Source organism: Floricoccus penangensis (assembly GCF_001832885.1).
Taxonomy (GTDB): domain Bacteria; phylum Bacillota; class Bacilli; order Lactobacillales; family Streptococcaceae; genus Floricoccus; species Floricoccus penangensis.
Genome location: NZ_MKIQ01000029.1, coordinates 85388 through 99949 on the forward strand (window position 1 = coordinate 85388; position 14562 = coordinate 99949).

The window sequence follows — 14562 nt, forward strand, 5'->3', positions numbered from 1 at the left end:
TATAAATATTTTAAATTGAATGTGAAAAATAAAATAAATTTTTTTCTTTCTTTATATATAGCACTATAAAAGAACATCCTTAATATTTGACTATGGTCACATATAAGAATAAAATTATTTATATACTAATTAATAAATATAAATGAGGTGATTAACATGGAAAAGAAACATGAATTCGAAGCTCCAAATGCTCGCGAAGTTGAAACAAAAAAACGTAAAGAAGAACGTTTAGAAAAACAATCTAAATTTGATTTATCTTCAAAAGAAGAACGTGAACATAAAGCACAAGGTAATAAAAAATAATCAAAAAATCCTTACAGAACTTCGAAGTTTTGTAAGGATTTTTACATAATTATTTTTATTTATAAGGAGGATAAAATGGTTCAAAAGATGTATCAGATGGTAGATTCAAGACTGATTTCTTATGAGTAAACTCATCAAAACTAAACTTACCATGATATTGACCTAATCCAGAATTTCCAACACCTGCAAACGGCATCTCTAAATTTAAGGCGTGTGCAATCGCTCCATTGATTACTCCTCCACCAAAAGATACTTGAGATATTACTTTTTTTTGAACTTCTTCATCATTAGTATATAAATATAAGGCTAATGGATTTTCATTATCATTCAAAGGTTTAATTACCTGCTCATCAAGCATATTACCATTAAAGTCAATAATAGGAATTATTGGACCAAATAATTCTTGTGACATTAGCGAATCGCTCCAATCAACATTTTCAACTATTGTTGGAGATATTTTTAATTCTTTTTCATTAAATTCACCACCGAAAATAACATTACCGTTAGACTTATCTAATAAGTCTTTAAGTCTATCAAAAGACTTTTTATTAACTGTCTTACAATAATCTGTTGAAGTTATCGGATCTTTTCCGTAGAAATTAATTATTTCTTTTTCCAACTCTTTGATAAGCTCTTTTTTTATTTCAGTATCAACCAAAATATAGTCAGTTGCAACACATGTCTGTCCTGAATTAATAAGTTTTGACCATAATATTTTTTTTGCTGCTTCATTTATATTTGTATCTTTAATTACTATTGCAGGACTTTTACCTCCTAGTTCTAAAGTGATTGGCGTTAAATTTTTACTTGCTTCACCCATGATAATTTTTGCCACTCTAGGACTACCTGTGAAGAAGATATAATCTAATCTTTCACTTAATAATTCAGTAGTTTCCTCTTGCCCACCTTCAACAAGAGCAATATATTTTTTTTCGAAAGTTTCAGAAATCAAATTATCAATAACTTTAGAAGTCTCTGGAGCTAATTCTGAAGGCTTTACAATTGCAGTGTTTCCAGTCATTATTGCATCAATTAAAGGAAGCATGGTTAGCATTATAGGATAGTTATAAGGTGCAATTATAAGCATCACACCGTATGGATCAGAATATATGGTACTAGTTGAATTAGGAAAAATATTACTACTATCCATAACGTTTACAGTCATCCAATCTTTCAGATTTTCACGAACATAAGATAAATAGTTTAATGCAAATCCAGTTTCAAAAATTTCAACCTCTGACTTTGGTTTATTTAAATCTTTCATCATCGCATCATCAATCAAAGAACTAAATTTTTTTATTGCTTTTTCTAGTTTATTAAGTTGTTCAACTCTATAATTATAAGACTTAGTTTGATTTGAAAGAAAGAATTTCCGTTGTTCATCAACTAAAGTTTGATACTTACCCATGTTTTTTCTCCTTAAATTTTATTTCAATTATATAATACTCTAAGATTAATTATATATCAAAACATATGAGAAGTTATCTTAATATTAAAAAATTTTATTTATTAATTAATCAGACTAAATAACTAATAAATAAGTATATTCTTCAATTAGTTCATCTATATCAAAATTTTCAAGTTCTTCTTCATCAGTAACAAGATAATGTCCCTCATTTAAAAGTGATGCTTTTTGCTCGCCTTGAATATTAAATAAATTTAATTTCTTATTTTCTTTATCAAATTGAAATCTCACTGATGATTGATTTTTTGGTCTTCCAACAACTAAATAGTCCTTGCAAATTAACTTGGCACCCCATTTTTTATATAATTCAAGAGTTGCGTCAGATTTTCTTGTAAAAATTGATAGTGCTTCGACATTTTTTTCAATCAATTTATTTCGGGCGACTTCAAATAATTTTTTAGCAACACCTTTTTTTTGAAAATCTGGATGTACTGCTAAATTGGTAAAATATGCCACGGAGTCTCCTTGATAATACATATAATTTCTACTTGCATCCTCATTATAAATTCCAATATCTAGAATACCCACAATTTGACCTTCCATGATTGCCACAAGCTCAATACTATCTTTATATATTTCTGGATTAAACCTTGTTTTACTAGTTTCCATATCATCAAAAAACGGAGAAAAGAGATAGCTTAACGCCTTTGTGTAGACCCATTCTTTTTCATCTGTATCTGAATAACTTCTAATTTCCATATATTTATTTACTCCTTTATAATTATGGTTGATAAATATTTACCTATAAATGCATATTCTTAAATCAAATATTATTTATTTTTACTAAAAAATATTTCAGACCAAGCTTGTTCAAATCCACTTCTTATTGCAACATTAATAGATTGATTGTGAGTGAATTGAGAGTCATAAGTAACAATCATTTCAGGAAACTCAAGATGAGCTCTAGCTGTAATTGATTTCACTAATTTAGTTGCATATCCTTTTCCTTGATACTCTGGTAAGACACTTATTCCAATTTCAAGGGTATATTTTCCACTTTGATTTATACCTGCCATAGCTACTATTTCATTGTTTGATAGAATCGCTGCTCCTAGTAATTCAGGATATTCTTCATCAAAGCAAAAACATTCTTTGAAGTCATTAATTTTGATTATCAGCTCTACAAATTAATTTCCCAGAATGGACAACAATATTACCAACATCTTGAGTAAAGAATCTTCCACCCTGTTGTTTTTCTTTACAGATAAATATATTCTTGTTATCTACTTTATCAATACCAAAGTCAGTTAAAAACTGTTTTTCTAAAATATGATTCATAAATTTTCCTACTCCTTATGATACATATGAATGAAACATCGTAGTGAAAAATATTCTATTAAGTATCATTTACTCTATATATTTAATTTATATATTTATATACTTATAATATATTTATATTATAAATTTATTATAAGTATATCATTTTTTTAACAAAAAAATCCTAAGAATTATCTTAAGATTTTACTTTGTTTCAAAATTCAAATTGATTAAGCGTGCCGAAGACTTCCTCATATGTATATATTCTATCTCGTCCATCTTCTTTTGCTTTATAAAGTGTCTTATCGGCAAGTTCAACTGCTAAATTAACACCGTTAAATGTTTTTTCTCTTATTCTCTTTATTCCTGCAGAAAAAGTCACCTTATAATCAGGTGTCTCTTCTTCCTCGTAATATGTCTTTAAATCAACCTCTAATGCTATAAGAAAGTTTTTAACTTCTTGTGATCTTTTATTTAAAAAGACAATTACAAATTCTTCACCACCGAATCTAAATATTTTATATTCTGATTCCTGCATAAACATTTTCATTGTATCTTGCATTATTTGTGAAAAAGTTGCTAATACCCTATTTCCCTCTAGATGTCCGTAGCTATCGTTAAACTTTTTAAAGTTATCTAAGTCGAGGATTGAAACTGAATAGTCATCATACTCTTTAGACACAAACTCACTATATTCTTCAAACGCTGTAAAATTATATGTTCCAGTTAACTTATCAATTTGACCATTCTTTAAAGCTGTATTGATTTCATCTCTTTGTCTTTCTTGTAATCTAAAAAATCTTTCGAAAAAGTAAATAATTATTATAGAGCCAAGGAATACAAGAATTTCAACATTAAATGCTGTTTTAAAATCATCTAAATTATATACAAAGAAATCACATATGATCGTAATAATCATCTCGACAGTAAGGATTAGAAGTATTTTTACATCTCTGTTTGGAATTTTTGAATTTTCTATGAAAGTTGAAGCAAATAATAATACAACTCCTATTATATACAGTTTTATATCAAGCTTTATTACTACATCATTATTGATTAAAAAATATGCAAAGACTAATGAAGGTGTTGCAATAAAAAGTAACTTACCTTTTTGCTTAGAAATATAATGACTTATAAATATGGCGAGCGTATATTCATAACAATAGAACCCCAAAGATACTGTGGTGAATGATAGAGTGAAGTATAAATATATTGCATAGATAATCAACAATATAAAATACCTTTGAAACATTCTAACATTTGATATTCTAAAGTTTTTAATGATTGCATCATATGATATGAGCAGACTAGTTATAACTGTTGGCATTAAGCAAAAGATTACTGAGAGTTGCCACATAATTCTACCTGTTTTAAGTCCCTAAACATTGGCCAATTATAACCTTGTTGATAGGTTAATCCTATATCCAACATGCTTTGACTTAATTCCTTATCTTCAATTCCTTCAATAATAAATCTCTTATTATGTCTCTGAGCAAGATTATACCAAGCCACAATGAAAATAGCAATGTCATCAAATTCATGGTTTCTAAATGGTAGTAAAGTAAATTTTAAATTTCTAATATTTTTAATATTTTTTAGAACGAATTCTAGACTATATTGACCGCATGAAATATCATCCAGTGAAATGTCATAGCCAAATCCTGCGATTTTTTCAATATTTATCACGAATTCAGCTTGATTATCTTCTATATCAAAATGATCTCTAAAAGGTTCTGGATGCTCAGTAATCTCAATAATAATATTGCTAGAATAGGAACTCATATCTTTAAGGAAAGACCATGTACTTTCAAAATTTAATTGCACAGGGAAAAAATTAATTGAAAATCTATAATTCGGATGATTATTGATTTGTTTTATCAATTCACTTTTAAACCACTTTATAAATTCACTATATACATATTCATCCTTTATTAAATCATTAAATAATGCTGCCGGAAATGAATTATCTTCCTTATTTCTAAGTAATATTTCAAATTCCAAGTATTCTGTTTCTGAAGAAAGGTCGACAATAGGCTGAAAAGCAAGACTTAGGTTCTCTATTTCTTCGATTCTGTTTTTTTCCATAAATAAAATTCTCATTCCTTAATAAAAATAACTCATAACAAAATTATATCATAGGTTATAAATATTATAAGAAATCGAGATTTTTCATCTGTACTAATCATATGTGAAAAATTAAAAACAGGATTAATAACCTACTATCTCTCACTTTTTTGACCAGATTCTTTACTTGCTATTTCATATTCTTTCGACTCTGGATTTGAGTCTCCACTTTCCTTTTTGTCTTTAGAATATGTATCATCTCTAGCTTGCTCAATCAATTTTTTGTATTCAACTGGGTCTAATTTATATTCATTATCATTTTTTTTAAGCTTAAAATTGATTGTTTTTTCTTGATCTGAAAAAGATGGAACTTGATTCATTTGCCCATAATAAGTAGAAAACAGCTTCAACTCAAGTAGTGAATTTGTTTCTTGAGGACTTGTATTATCTGATTCTCTAATTATGGTATCATCCCCTTCATCACCAAAAACTTGTATTCTAGCACCTTGACTATCTTTAATTTCAGAAGCACCTGCTATTGGTCTGATTTTTATAGAAACAAGAGCATATTCTCCATCTTGGTCTAAATTATCGATACTGTAGTCATGAATCTTAGATACATTTTCTAAATATGTTTTAGCGTACTCATTCACTATATCCTCTGCACTATATGTATCACGACCTGAAACTAATTTTAATGTTTGAAAGTCTCCCTTCATACTAATCATATGTTTTTCTTTATTAACAATCGAACTTAAAAAATCATTTTTCATCTTCAAATATGATTGAGTAAAGTATCTATTTACATCATTCTCATTTCCACCATAAATACAGTCTAGGATAGCCTTAACACTTCTTGAAATATTTTTTTCTTCATTGTTGTTAACTTTAAAATCTTTATTTTTTGAAGAGCTATCTGTTATTTCCATAGAATTATTAACACTTTCTTCCTTATTATTTTTCTTGCATGCTGACAAATTTACAGAGATAAGACAAAGTAAAAGAAAATATAAAAATGTTTTTCTATTTCTTCTCATAAATTATAACTCCTTTGTCATTAATATATCTCTATCTGCCAATCATCACCATTTTGACGATAATAAAATTCACTGAGTTTATCGTCTACAAATATTTTATACATTTCAAGAAAATCATTTGCCAATTCATAATTTGCAAGTTCTTCTTTTTTAATCCAAAATACTTTTCCTTCATCTGATGATTTCAATTCACCAGAAAACTCATCAGTTTTATAGAAAAATACCACATATCTTTCATCATCATTAGTCTGAAATTGCTTGTATCCACATAGATAGGGATTTTGAATAGTGAGTCCTGTTTCTTCCCACACCTCCCTTATTACTGCATTATGGAAAGATTCTTCATGCTCAATATGTCCTCCTGGAAATGTTAGTCCTGGCCAATCTGGATTCATCCTGTCCTGAACCAAGATAAAGTCATCATCTTCAATCATACACATATTTGTCAAAATTGCTTTTTCTGCCCGCGCCATAAGTACCTCCTGTGTTTAATTGATTATACCATGATATGTTATAATATAGTCACTTAAAAATAGACTAATACATCGTTGACTTATCTCGATGAACTCCAGTTCTATCATCAATTCGTCGTCTCGTCTTACTTCTATTTTAATCAACTATAATTGAAAGATGTTAGGAGAATATTATGTTTTACAGATACCAAGAACTTGAAATGCACTACAAAATATATGGTCACGGTACACCAATTCTAATGATTCATGGATTATCATGCGATATGCGTCTGTTGGTGGGCTGCATGAAACCAATTTTTAAGGATATCGATGGATTTCAACGGATATACATTGATCTACCAGGTATGGGATTATCAAATGCTCCTTTAAGCTTTGCCTCTTGCGATAAAATTCTTGAAGCACTTCTTGCTTTTATTGAGGATAATATTAAAGGTGACTTTATTCTTGCTGGAGAATCGTATGGTGGTTATCTGGTTAATGGAATTATTTCTATCATGCCAGAGCGCGTGATTAAGGCAATTGAAATATGTCCAATGGTTGTAGAAAATCACGATGAACGTCGAAAAACATCAAAAAACTTTACAGATTTTGATGAGGAATTTATGGCTACTCTTTCAGAGCAGAATAGAAAATACTTTTCAAATTTTGCTGTCATTGCAAATAAAGAGACATACGATAGATATGCTAGTGATATCATTCCTGGGATTAAGTGTTTTGATAAAAATTTCATCTATATGCTTAGAAAGAATTACAGCTTTTCCTTTGATTTATATGCGAGACTAGCAGAATTGAAATTTGACAAACCTATTTTAATATTTGCTGGTAAGCAAGATACTGCTGTTGGATATGTTGACTTATTTGAGGGTCTAGTACCACTCTTTCCGCAAGCTTCTTTCATTCTATTAAACAAAGCAGGCCATAATCTTCAAATTGAGCAAAAAGATGTATTTGAAACATTAATAAAAAATTGGTTGTAAAAAAGAAGTTCATAACTGAGCTTCTTTTTATACTGATTTTAATTGGAAAGGCAAGATATCAATAATATATATATTAGCATCTAAGAAATTTTCTGTAAGAAAAAACAAGAGAATTTAATCTCTTGTAAAATAAGATTACGAGTTTTAATCGCAAGTTCAATGGTTTCGACTTTCTTTGGCTCTTTACTCCTTAATCAGTCGTAAAATCACCTACTCCACTGGATTACGTTGTCCATAGAACTTAAACGACTAAAGTCGTTAGTTCTAGTGGCAGGGCGTCGAAGAACCTTTTTTTCGTACTTCATTTCATTCCGTTGTCCATGAAAGCTTACAGAACTATAGTTCTGAGTTTCAGTGGCAAGCGTTCATAATTCTTACGAATTATTCCTTGCTACTCCGCTTACGCTTCGATGTCGATAAAACTAACACAACAAAAAAGCTGCGAGTTTTAATCGCAACTTCAATGGTTTTATTGATTCCAAGCGTCTTCTAATTGTTTAGTTCCTTCTTTATACATTTTATCTCTGTCACCTTTAGGGTTAGCTAAGATGTTTTCCATGATTGTACGTACAGTGTTGTTAAGAGCTGCATTAGAGTTTTGTGATACTGGGAATGAAATCAAGTTTTCTGTATCTTTTTCTAAGATTGAAGGAATCTTAGTATTTGGAGAAGATTGATATTCTTTACCTTTAATTACAGAATCAAGAATTGGCATATATCCAGTGTTTTGTGCCCAGTATAATTGAACGTCTGGAGTTGCTAGATATTTCATGAATAGGTAAGCTGCTGTTTTTTGTTCTTCAGTTGCACTTGAGAACATATAAACGTCTGTACCTTGTTGAATATTGTATTTAGCAGGACGAACTGCTACTCCATATTCAAATCCAGCACTTTTAGCATCTTTTGCTACATATGTTTCACCAGCAATTGATCCAACAAACATTGCAACTTTTTGACTTGCAAATGGTACTGACATATATTTATCTGAACCTGGAGTGCGGAAGTAACCAGCCTCAACTCCATCAGCATAGAAGTTGACTACATCTTTTGATTCTTTGCTATCAAATTTAGTGTCTTTAGTTACATCAACACCTTCATTTTTCATACCAAGTAGGTAGTAGTTAGAAAGGGCATCAAATCCAGCACCGACAACTTTTCCTTCTGATTTTTCATATATAGTTTTTGAAGCTTCTTTAAGTTCCTCCATTGTAGTTGGAACTTTTACTCCATATTGATTAAGAATAGTTTCGTTGTAGAATAAAGCCTCTGTAGATTTATTAAATGGAATACCATATTGGACATCATTGATTTTTGCACCATCTAATAATGATTCTTTAATCTTCTCTTGATCTCCCCAACCAATTGTTTTATCTTCCATGTATGGAGTTAAGTCAACAAGTTGTTTGTTTTCAGAAGCATCATATAACCAACCTGGGTAAGCTTGAGAAATCGTTGGCAAATCTTTTGGTGATTGTAAAGTTGAATTAACTTTAGCTTGTAGTGAACCGTAATCTTGTTGGTTTTGCAATGTAACTTTAATCTTTGGATTTGCTTTTTGGAAATCCTCAGTAATCTTAGTTAAAGCTTTTTCTTGCGCACCGTTCATTGCATGCCAGAATGTGATTGTAGTATCATCTTTGATTTCGGTTACAATATTTGTATCTTTTTTTGTATCCTCTTTCTTAGAATCACTTTTACTACCACAAGCAGCAAGTGCAGTTACACTTACAACAGTCATTGCGATTGTTGCCAATTTTTTGAGTTTCATTCTACTCTCCTTGTAAAATAATTTTTTGTCCTCTTCGAGGCAATATTCTTTCGCCATACGGATTTTCCAGATTTTCCGGCTTCAAAGTATGGATTGGAACCAATAATTTAGGGTGAATCATTGCAATAATTTTATCTAAATCTCTTGGCCTTGCATGACCTGAGCATGATAAACGAGTAAATTCAATATTCTTACTTGCAAGCATTTTAAGGAATTTAGCATAAGCTGGATCAAAATCTCCGAGTGGCTCAGCATCACTATGAATATAAAGTGAACCATCTTGTAGATTTTCAAAATTATCAACTACTTGCCAAAGATATTCTCCTTTGTCAGTAAGTAAATTTTCATAAGGTATTTCTAAACTCTCATCAAGGAATTCCACTTTTTCAGGATTCTTAGATGAATAATAGTAAGCAACTTCTATATTAAATATCTCGGCAAGCAATGCTGCCATTTGAGCTTCTAACACAACTGTTCTTGGAGAACGTTCAACTATTTTAGCAAATCGTTTAAGATTTGCTGGATAGCCATTAAATGTTATCTGACGATCAGGACTTTCAAGCTCTAATTCAACAAGACTTTCGACTAAATCTTCTTCAGTAAAGGTATCAATCTCAAGTTCTCTTGGATTATCAGAGAAACTGACACTTACTCCTTCCATCATAAGCATGTCACAATCTTGAGCATTATTACAAAAATCAATTGTATCTTGTGCATCATAACCATGCAATCTAAGATCCCCAGTGTAGACTAGAAACTTGTCAGGTGTCCTGATTAGAAATCCAGTAGCTCCATAGGCATCATGATCAACTGGCATCATCTCAACTGTAATCTCGCCAACAGTAACTATTTCACCCTGTTCAACCTTTGTAATAGGACGAACATATGATAGCTCTTTATCAGGTGAAGGAATCAAGAAAGTTCCTGCCCTATTTAAAGATTTTAGTAATTGTTCTGTCTTTCCAAAAGCATATAAAGGGATATCTTCATCTAAATAATTAACCATTTTAGAATGGTCTAAATGTACATGTGACAGAAATACTGCTGTATGATTAAATTCTCCGATGGTTGGAAGTTCCAAATCAGTTGAAAGATTTTTATCATAAACCGCTGGGATTGCTGGTATTAATCTGTTATTTATAAGTGTTTCCAAGCTCTCGTCTTTTAAATTCAACTCCGGACGGAATTCTGTACCGAAATCAAAAAAGATATGTGAGTCGTTATATGAAACTTCAATCACTGTTCCCCCAATAGTCATGATTCCACTATGGAAGGTTACAATTGTTTTATTTTTATCCTTTAATTCCATTTTTAGCAACCCCTCTGATGATTTGTTTTCTAAAGATGAAGTAAATGATTAGAATCGGTATAACTGTAAGTGTTGCGGCTGCCATTTGTAGGTGAACGTCGTTACCACTCTCTGTTGTGAAGGCCGATAGACCGTTGTTCAAGAGGCGATATTTTTTGTCGTTGGTTACAAGTAATGGCCACAAGAATGAGTTCCAGCTTGAGATAAAGGTCAAAATTCCGACTGTTACTAAGGCTGGTTTTGTCAGAGGAATAAGAATTCGTCTGATATATTCAAGGTCACTAGCTCCATCAATTTTCGCTGCCTTATAAAAGGTTGCTGGAATTCCCTTTAAGTATCCATTTAGGTAGTAAATGTAGAATATACTTGTAATGAATGGGATAATCAATGCAGTATAAGTGTTTAGAAGTCCCATTCTGGCAATTGTGTTGTAATTTGTGAAGATGATTGATTCATAAGGAACCATTAAAAGGGCAACCATTACAAATAGTACAATTTTTTTACCTTTGAATTGTAGACTTGTTAGTGCAAATGATGCTAAAACTGATGTAATCAATGTAGCAATTGTCACTGCAAGGGAAACAAATACTGTATTAAAGAAGTAACGAATGAACGGTGCTTTTTGAAAAACTTGTATATAGTTGTTAAACTGGAAGTTTTTCGGTAAAAATGTTGGTGGCATACTAGTCGCTTCACTATAAGTCATCAGTCCCGCAAGGATCATATAGATGAATGGAAAAACTGTAATAATCGCTAATACTATAATGAAGATATATGACAATACTGTAGAAACTTTTTTCATTTTAATCATTCACCTTTTCTAATAATTTATTTTGAAGGAAGGTAACAATTAAGATAATTCCAAAGAGAATCACAGTTGCAGCCATTGCAATACCAGGACGATTAGCAATATGGAATTTATCATAAATGTAGTAAACAGCTGTTGTTGCACTGTTTGCTACTCCTGCTTGACCATTAAATAATGCAAATACCTGCGTATATACTTTGAAGGCACTTATCAGATTTACAGTCAGTAAGAAAGTAAGAGTTGGAATAAGTTGAGGGAAGGTAATTCTTGTAAAAATTTCCCAATCGTCTGCCCCAAAAAGCTTTGCAATCTTGTAATGCTCTTCATCAATATTCCGAAGACCGGCAAGAAGGATAATTATATTGAAGGCAAGACTTGACCATATACCAAAAATAATCAATGTTGGAATACTCATATTAACACTGTTTAGCCAGTTAATAGGTTTGATTCCAAAGAAACTTAGAAAATAGTTAATAATTCCATAGTTTTCATTGAAAAAATATCTAAATACAATACCAATAGCAATTGTTGAAGTCACATAAGGCATAAAGAAGATTGTCTCAAAAAAGTTTTTAAATTTAACCTTTTCAAATATTATCCATGCAATAATAAGCGATAGAATCAATCCAATTGGCACTGTAGAAAAGGCATAAATTGCTGTGTTCTTAAGTGCTTTATGAAATACTGGGTCTTTTATAACCCTAGTATAATTTTCAGTACCAGCAAAACTATGATTTAATAAAGTTCCCTTTTGAAAGCTTAAAGTAAATGAGCGGAAAAGTGAATAAATGTTAAATACTAAGATAACAGCCAGAGAGGGTAATAGAAATAACCAAGCCTTTGGCTGATTTTCTGGGTTATATTTTTTAAACATTAGTAAACCCTCTCCCCACTTTCTTTGAAGATAAAGGCTTTATTATAAGCAAAATCAAAAGCAAGCTCCATACCAGCATCGATTTGTTCTTCCACGCTTACAATTGATTTGAATCTATCTTCATTCAAATAAAAATTAAGAATACGTTCACGACCAATCAACTCAACTTGGCTAATGACAGCTTTAAAGATTCCATCGGTTGTAGGATGAACATCTTCTGGTCTAATGCCTAAGATATATTTTCCATCAATCAATTTTTCCTTGAATCTATCTTCTTTGAAGTTTGATAGAGGTACAGAGTAATCATCAAAGTATAATTTATCACCTTTTACTTCTGCTTCAAAAGTATTGATTATTGGATTACCAATAAATTTTGCTACAAAAAGATTATTAGGTTCTAAATAAAGGTTTTGTGGATCATCATCTTGTTGAACAACTCCTTCATTAAGAAGAATAATTTTATCAGAAATTGATAGAGCTTCTTCTTGGTCGTGGGTTACAAAGACTGTAGTGATTCCAACTTCTTTAACTAGGCGACGAATTTCTTCACGGATTTTTAGTCGAAGACGAGCATCTAAGTTACTTAGTGGTTCATCCAATAAAAGAACTTCTGGATTTTGTACCAAAGCACGTGTAATTGCAACACGTTGTTGCTGACCACCTGATAATGTTCCAGGTTTCTTATCTGCTAGTTCCTCAATATTTGTGAGTTTCATATATTCCTCAGCAATTTTTTGAGCTTCTGCCTTATCTTTTTTCTTAGGACCCACTGTTAATGGGAACATGATGTTTTCCAAGACAGTCATATGAGGATAAAGTGCATAATTTTGGAATACAAAACCGATATTTCGATCCTTTGGTTCTACTTCAACAACTGAGCGACCATCAAATTTGATATCACCTTTTGTGGGACTTAATAAGCCAGCAATAATATTCAAAATAGTTGATTTACCACATCCACTTGGGCCAAGTAAACAAACTAAATCGCCTTTTTCAATCGTAAAATTAATTGCTTTTAAGGCTTCAAATCCATTATCGAATGTCTTATTGATATCGATAACTTCTAGCATGGAATTTCCTCCGCTTTTCTATCTACTTTTTTAAAAATTTAATAATTATTTCACTATTAATTATAGCACTAACTTTTGTAATTCTGTATAACTTTTCAAAAAAAAATGCTTAAAAAGTGAATTTTTTTACTTTTTAATGCCTAATATTGTTATTCATGTAACTAATTTCCGAATGTTTAATATCAAAGTAATAAAAACTCAACTTCTCCAAATGAGAAATTGAGCTATATAATTATTATTTATGATTTTTTTCTAACATAGGCAGATGTTTACTTGCTGTTACAAGTATATAGAAACTAACAGAATATAATGCTCCTTGTAGTAAGTTAAATGGAGTTACCATCGCTAGCAAATATTTTCCAACTCCAATGAATTGTTTAATATCAAAACCAGCAAACTTAGCATACAATGGAATCGCATAGAAATAATTCATTGCAAGCATTGTTAAGGTCATGGCAACTGTTGCACATATACTGGCTACAATATACCTTTGCCTAGTGAAATCTCTTTTACTTATGAAAGCAAATATTGTTACAAACATACCGATTGCTAAAATATTCATCGGTAGTCCAATCCATGTATTCACACCCTCATTATTTAGAAAGAATTTCAGTAAAGACCTGATAAATAGAATCATGTAGGCGGCCTTTAAATCAAACATTAAATAACCTACAAGAATAGGAAGAATTGAGAACTCAACCTTTAAGAAATCCGCACCCGGAATAAGTGGAAATTGCGGAAAGAGCATTAAAACAAATGAAATAGCACTTAATATGGCAATATGTGCCATTCGTTTAGTATCTTTCATGGGGCACCTCCTAAATTTTTATTTAGAAGACTTGAAATTATTAAAAAATTTAAAAATCTCTGTCTTCTCTTCATCCTGACTTTGACAGTTGGTACTGGAATTTCACCAGTTCGGCCGAATTAACGGTTCATGGACTATACCACCAGTGGGGAAACAACCCCCGCCCTGAAGACTTGGTAAACGTACCTATAACTTAATTCTTCATCTGGAATACTTCTGCCCAAAGTATTTTGTGCCAAAAATGTGCCAACATTCAAAGCTAAAGAAATGAAAGATAACGCTTAACCATCTATTATTTTACCATAAATGTCGTAATTATTTTACTTTAAAGTACTATTATTTATTAAAA

Annotated in this window: 16 protein-coding genes and 1 riboswitch; of the genes, 2 read left to right on the forward strand and 14 right to left on the reverse strand. The window is 30.9% G+C overall.

Annotated features, from left to right (window positions below; all coding sequences use genetic code 11):
• Positions 1-156 precede the first annotated feature (156 nt).
• Positions 157-303, forward strand: a complete 147-nt coding sequence (locus tag BG262_RS10785) for a hypothetical protein (RefSeq protein ID WP_158006665.1) — start codon at positions 157-159, stop codon at positions 301-303.
• A 55-nt stretch (positions 304-358) separates the two neighbouring features.
• Here the strand turns inward: BG262_RS10785 and BG262_RS08865 are convergent, their stop codons facing one another.
• The 8 genes from BG262_RS08865 to BG262_RS08895 all read right to left on the reverse strand — a co-directional run bounded on the left by BG262_RS08865 (position 359) and on the right by BG262_RS08895 (position 6599).
• On the reverse strand, positions 359-1711 hold the full coding sequence (locus BG262_RS08865) for an aldehyde dehydrogenase family protein (protein ID WP_070788535.1): 1353 nt from the start codon (positions 1709-1711) through the stop codon (positions 359-361).
• Positions 1712-1825: 114 nt separating this feature from the next.
• The gene (locus BG262_RS08870) at positions 1826-2467 is read right to left on the reverse strand and encodes a GNAT family N-acetyltransferase (RefSeq protein ID WP_070788536.1); all 642 of its coding nucleotides are present in this window, start codon (positions 2465-2467) and stop codon (positions 1826-1828) included.
• A gap of 71 nt (positions 2468-2538) precedes the next feature.
• Complete coding sequence (locus BG262_RS08875; RefSeq protein WP_083312961.1) at positions 2539-2886, reverse strand: GNAT family N-acetyltransferase; 348 nt, start codon at positions 2884-2886, stop codon at positions 2539-2541.
• On the reverse strand, positions 2870-3046 hold the full coding sequence (locus BG262_RS10790; protein WP_158006666.1) for a hypothetical protein: 177 nt from the start codon (positions 3044-3046) through the stop codon (positions 2870-2872). Before BG262_RS10790 ends, BG262_RS08875 begins: the two co-directional genes overlap by 17 nt.
• Before the next feature lie 193 nt (positions 3047-3239).
• A complete protein-coding gene (locus BG262_RS08880) occupies positions 3240-4382 on the reverse strand; it encodes a GGDEF domain-containing protein (protein WP_070788538.1) in 1143 nt (380 codons plus the stop codon).
• Positions 4364-5110, reverse strand: a complete 747-nt coding sequence (locus BG262_RS08885) for an EAL domain-containing protein (protein WP_070788539.1) — start codon at positions 5108-5110, stop codon at positions 4364-4366. The genes BG262_RS08880 and BG262_RS08885 overlap by 19 nt, the downstream gene beginning before the upstream one ends.
• Positions 5111-5244: 134 nt before the next feature.
• Complete coding sequence (locus BG262_RS08890) at positions 5245-6126, reverse strand: hypothetical protein (protein WP_070788540.1); 882 nt, start codon at positions 6124-6126, stop codon at positions 5245-5247.
• Positions 6127-6146: 20 nt separating this feature from the next.
• Entirely contained in the window at positions 6147-6599 is a 453-nt protein-coding gene (locus tag BG262_RS08895) for an 8-oxo-dGTP diphosphatase (RefSeq protein WP_070788541.1), read from the reverse strand.
• 173 nt (positions 6600-6772) lie between these two features.
• Between BG262_RS08895 and BG262_RS08900 the strand changes: the two genes are divergently transcribed.
• A complete protein-coding gene (locus BG262_RS08900; RefSeq protein ID WP_070788542.1) occupies positions 6773-7576 on the forward strand; it encodes an alpha/beta fold hydrolase in 804 nt (267 codons plus the stop codon).
• A gap of 469 nt (positions 7577-8045) precedes the next feature.
• On the opposite strand, the gene BG262_RS08905 is transcribed toward BG262_RS08900, so the two are convergent.
• From BG262_RS08905 to BG262_RS08930, 6 genes are all read right to left on the reverse strand, one after another.
• Positions 8046-9344 carry an extracellular solute-binding protein gene (locus BG262_RS08905; RefSeq protein WP_070788543.1) on the reverse strand — a complete coding sequence of 433 codons (1299 nt, stop codon included), beginning with the start codon at positions 9342-9344 and terminating at the stop codon, positions 8046-8048.
• Position 9345: 1 nt separating this feature from the next.
• Complete coding sequence (locus tag BG262_RS08910) at positions 9346-10653, reverse strand: MBL fold metallo-hydrolase (RefSeq protein ID WP_070788544.1); 1308 nt, start codon at positions 10651-10653, stop codon at positions 9346-9348.
• Complete coding sequence (locus tag BG262_RS08915; RefSeq protein WP_070788545.1) at positions 10637-11455, reverse strand: carbohydrate ABC transporter permease; 819 nt, start codon at positions 11453-11455, stop codon at positions 10637-10639. The genes BG262_RS08910 and BG262_RS08915 overlap by 17 nt, the downstream gene beginning before the upstream one ends.
• A 1-nt stretch (position 11456) precedes the next feature.
• The gene (locus BG262_RS08920) at positions 11457-12335 is read right to left on the reverse strand and encodes a carbohydrate ABC transporter permease (protein WP_070788546.1); all 879 of its coding nucleotides are present in this window, start codon (positions 12333-12335) and stop codon (positions 11457-11459) included.
• Positions 12335-13405, reverse strand: a complete 1071-nt coding sequence (locus BG262_RS08925) for an ABC transporter ATP-binding protein (RefSeq protein ID WP_070788547.1) — start codon at positions 13403-13405, stop codon at positions 12335-12337. Before BG262_RS08925 ends, BG262_RS08920 begins: the two co-directional genes overlap by 1 nt.
• 235 nt (positions 13406-13640) lie before the next feature.
• The gene (locus BG262_RS08930) at positions 13641-14213 is read right to left on the reverse strand and encodes an ECF transporter S component (RefSeq protein ID WP_070788548.1); all 573 of its coding nucleotides are present in this window, start codon (positions 14211-14213) and stop codon (positions 13641-13643) included.
• 57 nt (positions 14214-14270) lie between these two features.
• Positions 14271-14390: riboswitch (FMN riboswitch) on the reverse strand.
• Positions 14391-14562 lie beyond the last annotated feature (172 nt).